Source organism: Roseibium sp. M-1 (assembly GCF_054515675.1).
Genome location: NZ_CM137257.1, coordinates 4,555,722 through 4,570,970, shown reverse-complemented (window position 1 = coordinate 4,570,970; position 15,249 = coordinate 4,555,722). Strand labels below are relative to the sequence as shown.

The 15,249-nt window shown below is 56.8% G+C and carries 13 protein-coding genes and 4 pseudogenes; 6 read left to right on the top strand and 11 right to left on the bottom strand.

Going from position 1 to position 15,249, the window contains the following annotated elements:
• Positions 1-5: 5 nt before the first annotated feature.
• Complete coding sequence (locus tag ACX3M4_RS20720; protein WP_459354873.1) at positions 6-680, bottom strand: type 1 glutamine amidotransferase domain-containing protein; 675 nt, start codon at positions 678-680, stop codon at positions 6-8.
• A 320-nt stretch (positions 681-1,000) separates the two neighbouring features.
• Between ACX3M4_RS20720 and ACX3M4_RS20715 the strand changes: the two genes are divergently transcribed.
• Positions 1,001-1,681 (top strand): response regulator transcription factor, encoded by a 681-nt coding sequence (locus ACX3M4_RS20715; protein ID WP_459354872.1) that lies wholly within the window; start codon positions 1,001-1,003, stop codon positions 1,679-1,681.
• Positions 1,682-1,886: 205 nt separating this feature from the next.
• Here the strand turns inward: ACX3M4_RS20715 and ACX3M4_RS20710 are convergent, their stop codons facing one another.
• Both ACX3M4_RS20710 and ACX3M4_RS20705 read right to left on the bottom strand, forming a co-directional pair.
• Positions 1,887-2,885 (bottom strand): YbfB/YjiJ family MFS transporter, encoded by a 999-nt coding sequence (locus tag ACX3M4_RS20710; RefSeq protein ID WP_459354871.1) that lies wholly within the window; start codon positions 2,883-2,885, stop codon positions 1,887-1,889.
• A 162-nt stretch (positions 2,886-3,047) separates the two neighbouring features.
• On the bottom strand, positions 3,048-4,142 hold the full coding sequence (locus ACX3M4_RS20705; protein WP_459354870.1) for an NAD(P)H-dependent flavin oxidoreductase: 1,095 nt from the start codon (positions 4,140-4,142) through the stop codon (positions 3,048-3,050).
• Between the two features lie 260 nt (positions 4,143-4,402).
• Between ACX3M4_RS20705 and ACX3M4_RS20700 the strand changes: the two are divergent.
• Positions 4,403-4,961: pseudogene (locus tag ACX3M4_RS20700) on the top strand (SDR family NAD(P)-dependent oxidoreductase).
• Here the strand turns inward: ACX3M4_RS20700 and ACX3M4_RS20695 are convergent.
• The 6 genes and pseudogenes from ACX3M4_RS20695 to ACX3M4_RS20670 form a co-directional block, all read right to left on the bottom strand.
• A pseudogene (locus ACX3M4_RS20695) lies at positions 4,927-5,147 on the bottom strand (transposase); the annotation flags it as partial. The pseudogenes ACX3M4_RS20700 and ACX3M4_RS20695 overlap by 35 nt on opposite strands.
• Positions 5,148-5,329: 182 nt before the next feature.
• Positions 5,330-5,923: an NADPH-dependent FMN reductase gene (locus ACX3M4_RS20690; RefSeq protein WP_459354869.1), complete on the bottom strand. Its 594-nt coding sequence runs from the start codon at positions 5,921-5,923 to the stop codon at positions 5,330-5,332.
• Positions 5,924-5,960: 37 nt separating this feature from the next.
• Positions 5,961-6,989, bottom strand: coding sequence for a D-cysteine desulfhydrase family protein (locus ACX3M4_RS20685; RefSeq protein ID WP_459359475.1), 1,029 nt, complete (start codon positions 6,987-6,989; stop codon positions 5,961-5,963).
• Positions 6,990-7,073: 84 nt separating this feature from the next.
• A complete protein-coding gene (locus ACX3M4_RS20680; protein ID WP_459354868.1) occupies positions 7,074-7,883 on the bottom strand; it encodes an SDR family NAD(P)-dependent oxidoreductase in 810 nt (269 codons plus the stop codon).
• 95 nt (positions 7,884-7,978) lie between these two features.
• Complete coding sequence (locus ACX3M4_RS20675) at positions 7,979-9,274, bottom strand: epoxide hydrolase family protein (protein ID WP_459354867.1); 1,296 nt, start codon at positions 9,272-9,274, stop codon at positions 7,979-7,981.
• A 490-nt stretch (positions 9,275-9,764) separates the two neighbouring features.
• A pseudogene (locus ACX3M4_RS20670) lies at positions 9,765-10,065 on the bottom strand (LysR family transcriptional regulator); the annotation flags it as partial.
• Between the two features lie 135 nt (positions 10,066-10,200).
• On the opposite strand from ACX3M4_RS20670, the gene ACX3M4_RS20665 reads away from it, so the two are divergent.
• From ACX3M4_RS20665 to ACX3M4_RS20650, 4 genes and pseudogenes are all read left to right on the top strand, one after another.
• Positions 10,201-10,731, top strand: coding sequence for an MEDS domain-containing protein (locus ACX3M4_RS20665; protein WP_459354866.1), 531 nt, complete (start codon positions 10,201-10,203; stop codon positions 10,729-10,731).
• Between the two features lie 56 nt (positions 10,732-10,787).
• Positions 10,788-11,654: a hypothetical protein gene (locus ACX3M4_RS20660; RefSeq protein ID WP_459354865.1), complete on the top strand. Its 867-nt coding sequence runs from the start codon at positions 10,788-10,790 to the stop codon at positions 11,652-11,654.
• A 35-nt stretch (positions 11,655-11,689) separates the two neighbouring features.
• The gene (locus ACX3M4_RS20655) at positions 11,690-12,061 is read left to right on the top strand and encodes a response regulator (protein WP_459354864.1); all 372 of its coding nucleotides are present in this window, start codon (positions 11,690-11,692) and stop codon (positions 12,059-12,061) included.
• Between the two features lie 406 nt (positions 12,062-12,467).
• Positions 12,468-12,991 (top strand): annotated as a pseudogene (locus ACX3M4_RS20650) (GlxA family transcriptional regulator); the annotation flags it as partial.
• Between the two features lie 146 nt (positions 12,992-13,137).
• On the opposite strand, the gene ACX3M4_RS20645 reads toward ACX3M4_RS20650, so the two are convergent.
• Together ACX3M4_RS20645 and ACX3M4_RS20640 are read right to left on the bottom strand one after the other, a co-directional pair.
• The gene (locus ACX3M4_RS20645; protein WP_459354863.1) at positions 13,138-14,319 is read right to left on the bottom strand and encodes a Bcr/CflA family efflux MFS transporter; all 1,182 of its coding nucleotides are present in this window, start codon (positions 14,317-14,319) and stop codon (positions 13,138-13,140) included.
• Positions 14,320-14,375: 56 nt separating this feature from the next.
• A complete protein-coding gene (locus ACX3M4_RS20640) occupies positions 14,376-15,179 on the bottom strand; it encodes an SDR family NAD(P)-dependent oxidoreductase (RefSeq protein ID WP_459354862.1) in 804 nt (267 codons plus the stop codon).
• Between the last annotated feature and the right edge of the window lie 70 nt (positions 15,180-15,249).

Sequence of the window (15,249 nt, the reverse complement as noted above, 5' to 3'; positions counted from 1 at the left end):
GCCGATCAAAGAAGGCCGAGAAGCAACGTCGCTGCAGCCGTGGACGAGGCGGGGTTCTGGCCCGTGACCAGATGGCCATCCACGATCGCGAAGCTCTCCCAGTCGCCTGCCTTCTCGTAAAGCGCTCCGAGCGACTTGAGATCATCTTCGACCAGGAACGGGACGACCTTGGTGAGCTGTACCGCTTCCTCCTCGGAGTTAGTGAATCCGGTCACCCGCTTGCCCTTGACCAGCGGGTTTCCCTGGAACGTTACGTGGTGAAAGACTGCAGGTGCGTGGCAAACTGCTACGACAGGTTTACCGGAGCCATAGAATTCCTCGATCAGCGAGATTGATTTCCGGTCCTCGACGAGATCCCACATCGGCCCATGCCCGCCCGGATAGAAGATCGCGTCGAAATCCTTGGCATCGACGGTCGCGAGGCGCACCGTGTTCGCAAGTACGGACTGAGCGTCGTTGTCGCCCTTAAACCTGGTCATGGAGGCAGTCTGATTGCCGGGCTCGTCACTCTTCGGATCAATTGGCGGCTGCCCGCCCCGCGGTGAGGCGACGGTAACGCTGGCGCCTGCGTCCATGAAGACATAGTACGGAGCAGCAAATTCCTCCAACCAGAACCCGGTCTTCCGACCGGTATTGCCAAGCCGATCATGCGAGGTGAGAACCATCAGAATCTTGCTCATCGTTATCTCCTTGAAAATGTTGGGATGTTCGGCGTCTTTTCCGATCTGACGAACAGAGGCCAGCTCGCTGAACGGAGGCGGCGTGCGTGATCGACCAAATGAGCATGCTAAATTGACGGGTCGCATACCATTGTACGATGGTGTCGTGGAAACAGGTCGAAAACGGATGCCGATACCAACGTACAATGGATTTACGTTGGGAAACTCGCATGTTCTGCTCTGTGGGATGAGATATCGCTCTTCAGGGCAATAGTGTCGGCGCTCACTCGTGATATAGTGTTTGTACTCGATGAGTTTGCGCCCCCTTAAGGAGGCAACATATGTACCGGATGACCTCGGCGATGAACCATGTGAGTACCGAGCCTCTGAACACTCTGAGTGGACCGACGGTATTCGTGGTTGACGACGACATATCTGTGCGAGAATCTCTTGAACTCTTAATCGGTTCGGCAGGGTGGCGACCAATTGTTTTTGACTCTGCTCAGTCTTTTCTGAGCGCCAAACCAAATGCAGGACCGAGCTGCCTCATTTTGGATGTAAACATGCCGGGGCTCAATGGCCTGGATCTACAGTCCTTGATTGCGAACAGCGGGAATCGAACCCCGATTATATTTGTGTCGGGTTTCGGCGATGTCCCCATGACCGTGAAGGCCTTGAAGGGTGGCGCTCTCGATTTCCTAACGAAACCGATCGACCCGGAGACACTCATTGCCGCTATAAAGTCAGCTCTTTCAGAGAGCGAGGCACTCATCCGCGATGAGGAAGAGCTGATGCGCCTTCAAGAGAGCTACGATGCCCTAACCCCGCGAGAGCGCGAAGTCATGTCAGGCGTGGTGAAGGGTCTCATGAACAAGCAGGTCGCGTTCGAGCTCGACATCAGCGAGATCACAGTTAAGGCGCACCGCGGCCAGGTAATGCGAAAAATGAGCGCTCGGTCCTTGCCGGATCTTGTAAACATGGCGGCGAAGCTGAGGATCGACAATGGTCGAGAGACCCACTAGCGTGCCTGTGGTTTATGATGGCCCCTCGCCGGAAACATTACAATCATTGCCACCAGAACAACAGCACCCATTACGAGGGTCATGTTTGCAATGCCCAGGGCGAAACCGAACGCGCTGTCGGAGTTAGATTGGCGAGTAAAATCGCCCCCACGACAGGCGGCCCCATGATCTGGCCGACTGCGAGCACCGCCGTTAGCAATCCCATTTAGCGGGCGTGGTGACTTGATCGTACTCTCCCTACCTGATTTAAGGCGAAGTGGGTGATCGCGGTGAACGGAACTCCGACCAAAATGCTGCACAGGGCGAGATCGAGTGCATCCTCCCACACGACAGGCATTGCGACGCCTGTCGACTGCACGAGATACGAACCCACGAGGCATAGGCGAGCGTCGGCGCTCTTTCGCCCGCGCGATGCCAGAAGTGAACCCGCTACGGCGGAAATGCCAAACAGCGGCCAGAAGACGGTCAGCAAAGGGGAGTCCGGTATTGCTTTCTTCGCGACGACAGGCAGGTATGTAGCAGTCACGATGTAACCGAAACCAGCGAAACCGTAGGCGACGGCGAACATGGGCATTTCGGTTCGCAGGACCCGACTCGACGTCCTGGCGCTGCCAAAATAAAATGGTTCGACGTCTCTGCTGGACTTTCGAAAAGCACGCCAGATAAGTGCGCTCATCCCTGCCGACAGGACTGCAAATGCCGTCCAGCCCCAATGCCTAGTAAAGCTCAGTGCTGTCGTTACGCTAGCTGCCAGACCCGAAATGGCAATCCCAGCTCCTGGCCCGGTGAAGATTGCGCCGCCGATTGAGCCAGGTGCCGCGGAAAGCTCCACCAAGCACCAACCCGATGTAATTGCGAAGCCGATCGCCGAGGCGACGCCGACGAGAAATCTCAAACCTATCCATGTCGATGGGAGCGGAATCGCCATCAGAGCAGTCAGTACGATTGTCAAGTAGAGAGCGGATTTGATATCATCCGTCTGCGACCACGCCTTCGGTATGAGCATCGCTGCTAGCGACCCAACGACATAGCCAACGTAATTTGCGGTTGCCAGTCTTCCCGCAAACGCGAGATCGACCGTTCCATGGTGCAGCATCATCGGCAGGATTGAAGTGAACCCAAATCGGCCGACACCCATTGTGATTGCGAGAGATGCTGAGCCTGCGAGAACGATTTTAAGTTGGTCGGTCACTCGTCGCGACATGGAGTTTCCTCCGGCGTAAGACGGTCTGATTGCTGTCCGATGTGACTTTGCAGGAAGATCCATGGGATGGTTCTTCAGTTTGGCGTCTCTGCCGTACCAAGATATGCGCTCGGATCTCCACCTTGAGCCGACGCGCTGCGGGAGGCAGTCTGCCGCGAACCTCTAGAGACGACTGATGGTCGAACCCGCCTCTAAAGTTGCCATCGCGTCCTCGAACAGCTTCATTGTAAATTCTGCTGTAGGAAGCCTTTTCACCAAACCAATGGCCTGTCCCGCCCAAAGGTTGGTGAAGTCATTGCGTCCCTCAACCTCTGCCTTCGCGCGGATGGCGGCGAGCGCCACCCCAGCAGTCGGGAACGCAGGTACCACGTCCGAAAGCGGACCCAGTTCCCGCATTAGGCGGTTCACAACGCCTCTCGCGGGCCTTCCCGTAAAGACATTCGTGATGGCAGTGCTGGCGTCGCCTGCTTGGCCGAGAGCATAGGTGTGCAGATCCGGAATTCTGGCCTCTGGAGTCAACAGATAGGCAGTCCCGATCTGAACCGCAGACGCTCCGAGCATCAATGCCGCGGCAACTCCGCGGCCATCTGCGATTCCCCCTGCAGCAATGACCGGAACCTCAACCGCGTCCACGACCTGCGGAACGAGTGCCATCGTTCCGACTTGGGTCGTCATGTCCTGCGTAAGAAAGTTCCCGCGGTGCCCGCCAGCCTCGAAACCCATTGCGATCACGGCATCAACACCGTGTCTCTCGAGCCAGACGGCCTCGGCAACAGTCGTCGCGGACGACAGCACTTTCGCCCCCGTGGCTTTTACCCGGTCGACAAGTTGCCGATCCGGAAGACCGAAATGGAAGCTCACCACCTTGGGACAGAACTCTTCGACGACTTCGCAAAATTCGCTGTCGAAGGGAGCTCGACCGAGCCCGCTGGTCATGGCTGTGGGATCAAGGCCACATTCTACGAAATAAGGCGCCAGGAGTGCTCTCCATCTCATCTGACCAACAGGATCGGCATCAGGCGTCAGGTGGCTGAAGAAATTGACATTTATTGGTTTGGCAGTTCCAGCAGTGATCTGCGAGAGGGCTTCCCGCAATTGCTGGACCGAATATTGCGCACTCGGCATCGAACCCAAACCGCCAGCTTGAGAAGCGGCAATCACCATTTCGACGGTCGTTGCTCCGGCCATCGGCGCCTGTATGACAGGAATCTCTATTCCCAGAAGGTCGAGAATTCGGCGATCATGCCACGTTCTCATCTCGGAACTCCGTTCGATGCGCTGTTCGCAAATGCTTAGTTGAACAGGCAATCCGGATCTATTGTACCTTGGTGTCCTTCATAATGTTGACCGACCCAAAGATATCGGAAACACCTTGGTACGATAGCGTCGGCACGTTATTTGGCGAGAAAGTCGCCACCAGCGCCCTACGGGGCAGCCTCTGAACTTCGACAAATACAATGCTCCAGTGCCCGTTCGCTGGCCACCGTCGTTCGAAAAAGCAAATGGAGGCAGCACGAATGAATGTGCACAAGACGGCTGTGATTACCTGTGCTTCGCAGGGCATTGGCGCCGGGCTCGACAAGACGTTCGTGGACAAAGCTGGAACGTCGTCGCGACGTCGCGGCTGATCAGCGAGACGACATCGTTCGACCGTGCGAGAAGGCCTGAGCGTATTGACGGCGATGTTGGCGATCCCAAGCTCGCGGAGCGGGTATCTCACGTAGCTGTCAAAGAGATGCTTCGCCAGAGATCCGGTGGAAGCGTCGTTACGATTACGTCGTCGCTGACCGACCACCCCATCGCCAGGGTCAAAGCAACATGCCGATGATCACCAAAGGCGGGCTGAACGCAATTACCAAGAGCTTGGTGCTGGAGTTCGCCAGCGACAACATCCGGGTAAACGCGGTATCGCCTGGTGTTGTAGACACGCAGCTCCATGCTACGGGTTCACGGGACTACTTCCGATCTTTGTCGCCCAAGGGTACCATTACGGCGGCGCAGGAAATCGTGGACAGCGTGATCTATCTCACGGAAGCGTCCAACATCCTTGGCGAAGTACGCGGTTGCTTTTCTTGATGTCGCGCTGCTCGGTGACGAGAGCCAGCTCCTGCTTCAGCCGGCGGATTTCCGCGGCTTGGTTAACTACGCCCGGATCGGGGACTAGGAGAACTTCTTCTTCCAAGCATAAAGCGAATGTGCGCTCATACCCAGGCGCTTCGAAGCCTCCGCAAGCGGATATCCCCGCTCGGTGATCTGCGCCACTGCTTACCGTTTGAACCGAAGGACCGCGAATCGAAATCGTCACTGAAATTTCTCGTGCCCATCATCGCCTCCTTGCCTCAAAATCAGGGAACAAGGCGTCTACAAATCTCAGGGCTATTCAGAAGTGTCGAAGGCTTCAAGAGAACTTTCGCTCAGTTGACGCCCGCGCGGCTTCTTGCCAGTTATTGTACGGAGGCTTTTGCAGCGACGGTGGCTTTTGCCCACCAGACCAACTCGTCGAGCGCCGTTTTGGCAGACGGCAAGAGGTTGGCCTCGATCTCCTCGATCGGTTTGTTGGCTCCAACCGGTGAAGTCGCGAAAAAGTCACCGGCGCCGATATGCACCGCGGCATGGGTCGAGACCATCTGGAGCTCCACACCAATGCCGCGGAGATGTTCGAGTGCGCGCGAACCACCCATGCTCCCGTAGGCTATTGCGGTGAACGGCTTGCGGCCCCATTCGACGTAGGCTTGGTCGAGCGCATTCTTCAGGACCCCGGTGATCGAATGATTGTATTCGGAAACGACGAAGATGTACCCGTCGTAGCGGCCCACGGTTTTCTGCCACCGGATAGCCTCGGCGCTCTCGCTGGAAGCCCATGCGTTCGACGCCACTTCATCAAAGAACGGCAGCGGATGATCTCGTAGATCGACGACTTCGACATCGATGTCGTCACGCTGCTGGGCTTGCTTCAGCATCCACTGCGCAGGCTTGTCGGCGAACCGCGTCGGGCGGGTGGAGCCGATTATGAGGGCGATTTTAGGTTTGTTTGCCATGGAAACCTCGTTGTCTGATTATTGGGACAGGATGGAACTAATTGGACGTAAGGACGTCGGCGTATGCATAAAGTCCGGGTGAGCCTCCGGTCATGATGAAGAGAACCTTGGACTGAGGTGCGATTGTCCCGCTGTCGATGTCAGACAACAGTCCCGCCAAAGTCTTGCCGCCATAGACAGGATCGACTAGGAGCCCTTCTGATCTCGCGAGAAGCTCGACAGCGTCGATCATGCTGGAAGTCGGCATGCCGTATCCTTCGCCTAGCTGCGCTCCGCTTATCCGGAGATCGCCCGCGATTACGCGAGCGTCGCTGGCAAGTCGTTCAAGGACCGCGTTCACCTTGTCCGCGGTTGCGGGAAGACACTTGTCTGCAGGCGAAAGAACTGTGTACGCGGCAATCCGCGAAGGGTGAGACCCCGAAAGAACCAGGCCAGCAGCCAACCCGGCGTGCATGCCGCTGCTGCCGTTGGGGATGATGATCTGGTCGAACGCGACACCCATTTCAGCTGATTGCTGGGCGAGTTCAAAAGCGCAATCCACGTAACCGAGGCAACCGATCGTCGTTGAGCCGCCGAGGGGTGCAAGAAAGGCTCTCCTACCAGTTTCGGCGAGCTCATCGACACGACGCTTCGCATACGTGCCAGCATCATCGCCCGGGTTCAGTATGTGAACACGGGCACCAAACAGGCGGTCGAGAAGAACATTGCCGTTCGCCTGATAAATTTCGGTCGTTCGAGGGACCATCTGGGCTAAAACGAGCTCGCAGGCGAGCCCCGTCTTGGCGCACGCTGCGGCGGCCAGTCGCGCGAAGTTGGATTGAACTCCTCCCGTCACGACGAGGGTGTCACATCCCTCCGTTTTCGCCTGCCCCAAGAGAAATTCAAGCTTGCGGAGCTTGTTGCCGCCGCCGCCAAGTTCCATGAAATCGTCTCTTTTCGCCCAGATCGATACGCCCCTACTCCGTCCCCCCAGCACATCTTCGAGGCGTGCCAGGCGGTGGATTGGCGTTGGACCTTTCAGCAGTCGCTCTCGGGGAAAGCTGCGCAAAAGATCTCGGTCGGTCATCATCGACACCCTCAAATGTTATCGTTGTTGAGCGGCCGCGTCTTGATTCGGCCCGCAACACGACAGCCCGTTTCCTGACCACTGCTAGTGCGTCACGTCGGAGACGTGGTAGCGCGGCGCCGGAACACTTCGCGACAGGTTCGGGATCAGCTTCTGGCGTGCGGCCTCGTAAGCTTTCCAGTCATTTTCATCAGGCACTGACGGCAGTGTGATAAGCTCACCCATGTCCAATCCCGCCAGAGCTGCATCGACGGTATCCTCGGGTTTCATCACGATGTCGGTCGGAAGCCGATCCAGCGACCCGCCCGAGGCATCCCAGAAAGGTGTCTCCACGGCGCCGGGAAGCACAGCCTGGATCCTGATGTTCTTGTCCGCGAACTCCTTCTGCAGCGAGAAAGTCAACGCGATTACGAATGCCTTGGTAGCCCCGTAGACTCCGTTGAGAATTTCGGGTGCGATTCCGAGCGCCGACGCCATGTTGATGATCGTGCCGTTGTCGCGAGCGGCAAACGATGGCGCCGCCGCGCATACGAGGCGCGTCAATGCCGTCACATTGACCTTGATCATCCGCTCCATTGCCTCGACGTCGGACACCAGCAGAGGTTCGACAGCGCCGACGCCTGCGTTATTGACGAGCATCGTTATCGCAGGATTGCTTCGCAGGATCCCTTCGACCTTCAGCAAATCCTCCCGCTGCGCAAGGTCGGCTCGAATTGTGGTCACCGTGCGTCCGGTCGAGCTCGAAAGGTCCTTCGCGACTTTGGCGAGGGCATCCTGGTTCCTAGCGACGAGCACAAGGTCATATCCGCGACGAGCAAGGCGGTCGGCGTAAATCGCTCCGAGGCCAGATGACGCGCCAGTGACAAGCGCGATTCCTTCCCCAATGATGGTCATTTCAAGTCTCCTGATGTTTGCGGGATAAGTTGATCTGGCCCACGACGGGATCCGGGTTGGCCGGATCCCGCTGCGAGGCTCATCAGGCCAGACTGCTAGACCGAGCGGAGTGACTTGAACGCGGCTCGCAGTTCGGAGCTGAAAAGGTCCGGCTCTTCCCATGCTGCGAAATGCCCACCCTTATCGACTTTGTTGTAGTAGATGAGGTTGTGATAGGCTTTCTCGGCCCAACTCTTTGGCGCCTGATAGATCTCGCCTGGAAAGACGGTGATGGCAGCTGGGATCTTGATATCAACGGCGTTGAAGTTGTTGGCGTTGTTCTCCCAGTAAAGCCGTGCGCCGGAGGCGGCCGTTCCGGTGAACCAATAGAGTGAGATGTCATCAAGCATTTCGTCGCGTGTGAGCGATTTCTCGGGATCGCCGCCGCTGTAGGTCCAGTCGGCGAATTTGTCGTAGTACCAGGCAGCAAGGCCGACGGGGGAATCCGTCAACGCATAGCCGAGGGTCTGGGGACGAGTGACCATTATCAGGGCATATCCCGCACCCTTGGTGTACAGCGCGTTCATCTGTTCGTAAGCCGCCTTCTCCTCCGGAGACAGCCCCGCCGGAGCGGGTTCGCCGTTTGTCAGTGACCTGGCCACATCGGGAGGCACAGTGGCAGGCATATTGATATGGATGCCGAGCAGCCCTTCCGGTGCCTGCCGAGCCATCGCGTTGGAGATCACAGCGCCCCAGTCACCACCTTGCGAAACGTAGCGGTCATAACCGAGGCGCTTCATCAGGACATGCCATGCACGTCCGATACGATCGGGACCCCACCCTGTGTCCGACGGTATCTCGGAGAAGCCGTATCCTGGCATCGAGGGCATCACAACGTGGAACGCGTCCTCCGGCGTGCCGCCGTGTGCGGTCGGATCCGTCAGCGGTCCGATGGTCTTGATCATTTCCAGGATCGAGCCCGGCCAACCGTGTGTCATAATCAGCGGCAGGGCGTTCTCGTGCTTCGACTTTACCTGAATGAAATGAATATCGAGCCCGTCGATCTTTGTCATGAACTGCGGAAACGAATTGAGCTTGTTCTCGCATTTGCGCCAATCGTAACCGGTGCCCCAGTATTCGACGAGCGGTTTGAACTTCCTGAGTTGGGCGCCCTGGGAACGATCCACGACGGTTTCCATCCCGGGCCACCGAGCCGCACGAACGCGGCGACGCAGTTCATCGACTTCCTGCTGCGGAATGGCCGCCTTGAAAGGCCGGATCGCGTCGTCAGGAGACGCTGCTCGAAGGTGTCCTGGCAGGACGCTGAGTGCAGCTGTCGCCGCCGTAGCGGCGAGAAGTTCGCGCCGGGTCGGCGCGAGTGAAATGGAGTTTGCTTCAACATCTTCTGACATGACGTGCTCCGTTGATTTGACACCTATCAGCTGTGTCTAGGGTCAGTCGGTGGCCGCTCTGGCGCTATTGCACCATGGTATCGGCGATACTTATGGATTGGCCGAAATAGGTCGGAAGCGGACACGACCGGATAATGGACAGCCGACATCGAGTTGGCTCATTCGGCTTTTGCCTCCTGCGGCGCCGAGAAGAGCGGCGTTTTCCATGACGCAGGCGATGTGTTTCACCGTCGCGATAAAGAAATCTACCTCCTGGTCCGCCCCCTTGACGCGAGAGCTATGAAACCTTCGCTTCGTTCAGCGATCCTGGTGGGAACGGCTGGATTTTCCAGGAAATGACCAGTCGCCTTCTCGGTCGAATCGATGCGATGGCTTCGGCTTAAGTTTCGGCCGCTGACCATGCATCAGCGCTTCGCTGCGCGGCCGCTGGTCATTAAGAGCATGAGAAAAGAACGGGGGGGGAACGACAACGAGCACTGAACGGACTGGTAGGGGGCGCTGAGATTGTCAGCACCCCGCGTGGCGGAGACTGCTCGCCTCCGGCAATAATATCTGCTTCTTCGAAATCAAAAAATTACTCTTCGGCAGGCTTCGATATGACGCTGTCAGGCTTCGCTGAGCTTTAGGCTGCGAGTGGTGCGATGGAGAAGTTCGACGCCTACATGCTTTACAAAAAGACCTAGCGCCCGGCTTATTGCTGCAGACGAGCGCTGCAACTTCCGAGCGGCAGTTGCCAAAGTCCCCTCCTCCACAACAGTGACAAGCATCTTCATCGCGTCAATACGATCCATTGCCCAGCTCCAGCGACGTTCTTATCCTCACATCCTTGCAGCACAATCCGAGGCAAAGCCGCCGATCGCAGCCGCTCACGACCCGATACCATTGGACAATACCCTACGGAAAATCCATCGTGCAGCCTCTAACGCATGCGCTTGGAATCACGTGCGGATGGAAAACGGTTGCAGTTAGATAACATCGGCATGCTCGATAAGCGGGGTCGCGTGATGAAAATACAGCCCGCAGCCATGCAGCGTTCCGGTCAACTTCAAGTTCGGACCATCGTCGACGGTTACCTAAGTGCCGGCATCTTCGATCAAGATCGCATGGTGGATGATTTCACCGCTCTGGTGAGTGGCAATCCGCAAGGAATCTTTCCCTTGAGGACCAACGTCTGTGACTTGGAATGGGCGGCCGACAGCCAGCGGCATCTTCCTGATCTCATTGAGTTCGAGTCCTGTGTCAACGATCTGTGGGACCAGCACGATGACGTCGTGATCAGTGCTTACGATCTGACAAAGTTCAGCGGCGACACAATCGTTGACATTCTGCGGACACACCCGGTCGTGGGCATCGGCGGCGTTCTTCGGGAGAACCCGTTCTATATCCCGCCAGCCCAATTTTTAAAGGAGTTGCATGGAAGAAATTCTGCAAAAGGGGGAGCAGTCGGCCGCTGCTGAATGAGATGCCAGAAATGGTCATGGTGGCGCCAGAGAACGAAAGGCTCCGGCGCTGCATGAACGATATCTTGAGTGAACCAGCTCTTCCGGCAGTATGGACTGGCGGGACCGCCAAGGACATCGGTGTGGTGTTGCTCGATGCATTAAGTGCGATACTCGATGCCGACTTCCTCTTTTTGAGAGTTGTCGGGCATGGGGACTACTCCGATGTACTGCTTGAACGTTATGACGAACGTTCAGTTGGGTGCGTATCGGCACTGATCGATGACTTGATCGAAACCGTAGAAACGAACGCAAGCGACTGGCCACGCTATGCCGATCTCGACTGCAGTCAGTATCCTGTTAAAGGTGCGACCGAAAAGCTCGGTATCCACGGAAGAGTCGGAGTGCTCGTCGCCGGATCAATGGCCTCATCGTTTTCTAGCGATGAGGATCGCATCGTCCTGCACATTGCCGTCAGCCAAGCGGCTATTGCAGCCGACGAGGCATTGTGGTTTCGTGCCGACACCCGCGCCTTAGCCGCTGGCGAACTACACAATGTGATTGACGCCATCCCTGAGATGGCTTGGTCGACGGAACCAGATGGCAGCGCGGATTTCTTCAAAGAGCACTTCTTGGCATATCTTGGGATCATCACAGAGAGGGCTGCGGGACGGACGGCGGCGCCACGCTCTGATGACTCTGATCTACTCCAATCCGTGTGGGAGTGGTTGCTCGCGTCAGGCGCTCTGGGAGAAACCGAGGCACGACTTATAAGATGGAACAGGCAGTCTCGATGGTGCTTGTTTCGCGCCAATCCCGTTTTGGGTGACGATGGAACGGTCAGCCGCTCCATTGTCGAGGCCTATCAAGGAAGAATCTGGGAGGAACATAATTCTTCCGGTGGCGCCTTTTTTGGCTTCGCTCTACCAGTCAACAGGTGAGCAAAGAATAACACGCCGCCTTCGGAACCAATTTCATGATCAAGATGCAAGATCCACTCGTTTCAGTCGTCGATGACGACGAGTCAGTTAGGGAGGCCCTACCCGACCTTATCCGGACTTTTGGTTTTGACGTCCGTGCATTCTCCTCTGCGGCCGAATTCCTCTTGTCCGAATGGCTGAAAAAAACGGATTGTCTTGTTCTCGACGTAGCAATGCCAGGCATGTCAGGTCCTGAACTCCAGGAAGAGCTTTTTCGAAGAGGGGAAAAGATCCCAATTGTATTCATCACTGCGCACAAGAATGAGAATGAGAGAATTCCACTTCTTCAAAGCGGCGCAGTGGACTGCTTGGTCAAGCCATTCAGCGACGTCGCATTGCAGGATGCGCTGGATCGAGCTTTGAAATAATCCGAGAGTCCTTGTCGCAAACCATTGAGCGATCATTTCCGGGAGAAAAAGAACATACCGAAGACCGGTTGCGAGGCAGCTTTGCCCCTCTCAATGGGTTGCGACCAGCTATAAACTTCTTCCAGTTCAGCGCGGAGTCCTTCGGTTAATTGCTTTGACCCGTAGTTCGGAGCGCCTGAATCTGGAGTTTTCATTTCCTCCTGGCATCAGCGCCAATAGAAAAAGACCGCCTCCTGGGGGAAGGAGGCGGTCAAGTGAGACGTTGCATTGGGGATCTTCAGCCGAGGGGCAGATACCGGCTCAAGTACGGTGCACGTCATACGCATCACTGGGGAGGAATACGATGATGCGAATGACGCAACGGTAGTTGAGGTAGGGCCGGAAGTTAATCATACCTAGGTGTAGGATGAGCGCCGCCATCGATCTGACACTGGCTCTCATCGAATACGATCTCGGCGCAGAAATTACCCGCGGCGTCGCGCAGAGGCTCGTGGTCTACTACCGGCGTACTGGTGGCCAATCGCAGTTCTCGGTGCTGCTCGATCTCGAGCCGCGCTCAATCTGCTGACTTGCGCGCGAGAGAACCTGCAATCGACACTGTCGGTCGAGGAGTTGGCCGAAGTCGCAGGCCTAAGTCCGCGTCAGTTCAGCCGGGTTTTCCACGACGAAACCGGAATGCCCCCATCCAAAATGGTTGAACAATTACGCCTTGAATTTGCGCGCACCATGCTGGAAGAAGGTCGGCACTCCTTTGACGAAGTGGCTCGAGACGCAGGTTTCGGAGACTGCGAACGCATGCGCCGCGCATTTCTATGCGTTTACGGGTACCCGGTGGCGCAAGCGTTCCCGATATGCGGATTTCACTGGATATCCGCCACTTGCGTTGATTGTCCTGACCAGACCATTGCCCACGCTGTCAATTCTGGATGATGAAAGACCTGATGATCAACAGCAAGTGCGTTTGACCTCGTACGGGAAGCACGGCGCCCCTCGGGGCGGAACCGGGTCGCCTGCCGACATTGCTCCCGCAAGAGGCAAACTCATAAACACTATCAGTCAGGGAAGGGGCATTCACATCAGTGCGATCGCGGAATGACAAAAAACGCGAGGAACGCAAGAATTGTCAGCATTGTTCCCAGGGCCAGCGTAGGCGAAACTGAAAAGGTCGCGAGCGCAGCGGTTCCAAAGCCGGCGACCACCATCTGCAGAAACCCGAGAAGGGCTGACGCGAGTCCCGCCTCACGGCCAAATGGTTGCAGCGCCAACGCGGTTCCGGCGGGGTTCAGCAATCCCATGCCCAACAGGTAGAGGACCAGACCCGCGCTGAAACCCGGCAGGTTATCGCCTTGCCACACTAGGACGCCCCCTCCCACGATGGCAAACAGCGTCCCGGCACGACAGAGTGCTGTGGCTCCAAATTTGTGAACCAGCAGCGGCACAGCCATTCCCGCGCCAAAGACCACGAAGACAGTCGCTGCAAAGAACAGACCAAGTTGCACCGGCGATAATCCCATACGCCCCAACAGGATCGACGGCGCGATGCCGAAAAAGGCATAAAGCCCGCCAAGCACCAGGGCGACAGCCAGCGCTGGCTGGATGAACCGCTGGTCTCGCCCGATAGCAATGTAGGAAGAAACAATAGTCACGAAACTCAGACGCTGTCGCAAGTGCAAAGAGCGCGTCTCACCAAGCCTGGACGAATAGATCCCAGCTATGACGATTCCTGACGCCCCAACCAGCACAAAAGTGACGCGCCAGCCAACCGTCGCGGCGAGACCACTTCCCAATAGTGGGGAAAATCCTGGAGCGGCAGCCATGGCGGTCATCGTGAGGGCGAGAGTCTTTGCCAGCGCTTCACCCTCGAAAAGATCTCGCGCAATGGCGCGCGACAACACCGTTGCCGCAGAAACACCGAGAGCCTGTATGGCGCGTCCTGCGAGCAGCAACGAAAGGTCCTGTGCCACAGCGCAAATGATACTTCCGGCAGCAAAGAGCAAAAGCCCGCTCAGAATCACAGGTTTGCGCCCTACCTGATCGGACCAGGGTCCGACGAAAAGCTGGCCAACTGCGAACGGAAATAGAAAGCAAGACAGAACGTAACCCATCGCCCGCGACCCAACACCCAGCTCAGCTGCCATATCGGGAAAGGCAGGAAGAATGATATTGGTGGAGAGTGCGCCGATGGCAGCAAGGCTTGCAAGCAGAGCAATCAATCCGCGGTTCGCCGACGAAAGTTCAAGGAAAGAGGACCCGGTCATGACATTTCCCAAAACACTGGAGGTTGGGCCGGGCAACTGCCGACCCATCCGTTTGCTTATGCAGCGCTTGATGTTGTGTAACGAGGCGCAACATTCACGTTTGACAGATGAGAGTTCATCGCCTGCCGCGCGGCTTCCCAAGCGTCCCACTGGCTCTCGTCGCTCAGGGAAGGAATTGTGGCGTACTCACCCCGATCCAATCCCACCAGTGCAGCGTCGACGAGATCGGTTGCCGACATCACCCATTCTTGCGGAAGGTTCGAGACCGGCAGGCCCGCCACGTCCCAGAATTCAGTCGCTGTTGCCCCGGGCAGGACGACTTGCAAATGGACACCAGTGCCCTCCAGTTCGGACCGGAGCTTGTGGCTGAACGACAGAAGGAAGGATTTGGTTCCGCCGTAAACGCCGTTCGCGATTTCCGGCAAAATAGCGAGAATGGAAGAGATATTGATGATCGTACCTTGTCCGCGCTCGACAAAAGCCGGCACTACGGCACGAGACAATCGCATCGGCGCGGTCACGTTGACCGCAATCATCCGTTCCATGTCGTCTGCGTCGGATTGGGCGAGCGGCGCCACTGCGCCAAAGCCGGCATTATTCACCAGATGGGTGATTGAACGATCATCAGCAAGTCGACGCTCTACAACAGCTAGATCCCCATGCTCGGTGAGATCGGCCACAAGCTTTTCAACATCGACGCCATATAGGGTTTTGAGGTTATTTGCGACGGCGCTAAGTTTCTCCGAATTGCGCGCCACCAGGATCAAGTCGTGTCCTCTGGACGCAAATCGATCTGCATAGATGGCACCGATTCCTGAAGAACCTCCGGTGATAAGCACGACGCCCTTTGACGTGGTCATTGCAATTTCCTTTCAATCGTAAAACGAGTTTGATTGAACGGATCATAGCTCTGGACATGTCTGACTTAAA

Bases quoted from the DNA above. Each gene is read 5' to 3' on its own strand.
- ACX3M4_RS20720 (WP_459354873.1), bottom strand. From the start codon at position 680: ATGAGCAAGATTCTGATGGTTCTCACCTCGCATGATCGGCTTGGCAAT.
- ACX3M4_RS20715 (WP_459354872.1), top strand. From the start codon at position 1,001: ATGTACCGGATGACCTCGGCGATGAACCATGTGAGTACCGAGCCTCTG.
- ACX3M4_RS20710 (WP_459354871.1), bottom strand. From the start codon at position 2,885: ATGTCGCGACGAGTGACCGACCAACTTAAAATCGTTCTCGCAGGCTCA.
- ACX3M4_RS20705 (WP_459354870.1), bottom strand. From the start codon at position 4,142: ATGAGAACGTGGCATGATCGCCGAATTCTCGACCTTCTGGGAATAGAG.
- ACX3M4_RS20690 (WP_459354869.1), bottom strand. From the start codon at position 5,923: ATGGCAAACAAACCTAAAATCGCCCTCATAATCGGCTCCACCCGCCCG.
- ACX3M4_RS20685 (WP_459359475.1), bottom strand. From the start codon at position 6,989: ATGACCGACCGAGATCTTTTGCGCAGCTTTCCCCGAGAGCGACTGCTG.
- ACX3M4_RS20680 (WP_459354868.1), bottom strand. From the start codon at position 7,883: ATGACCATCATTGGGGAAGGAATCGCGCTTGTCACTGGCGCGTCATCT.
- ACX3M4_RS20675 (WP_459354867.1), bottom strand. From the start codon at position 9,274: ATGTCAGAAGATGTTGAAGCAAACTCCATTTCACTCGCGCCGACCCGG.
- ACX3M4_RS20665 (WP_459354866.1), top strand. From the start codon at position 10,201: ATGCGCTTGGAATCACGTGCGGATGGAAAACGGTTGCAGTTAGATAAC.
- ACX3M4_RS20660 (WP_459354865.1), top strand. From the start codon at position 10,788: ATGAACGATATCTTGAGTGAACCAGCTCTTCCGGCAGTATGGACTGGC.
- ACX3M4_RS20655 (WP_459354864.1), top strand. From the start codon at position 11,690: ATGATCAAGATGCAAGATCCACTCGTTTCAGTCGTCGATGACGACGAG.
- ACX3M4_RS20645 (WP_459354863.1), bottom strand. From the start codon at position 14,319: ATGACCGGGTCCTCTTTCCTTGAACTTTCGTCGGCGAACCGCGGATTG.
- ACX3M4_RS20640 (WP_459354862.1), bottom strand. From the start codon at position 15,179: ATGACCACGTCAAAGGGCGTCGTGCTTATCACCGGAGGTTCTTCAGGA.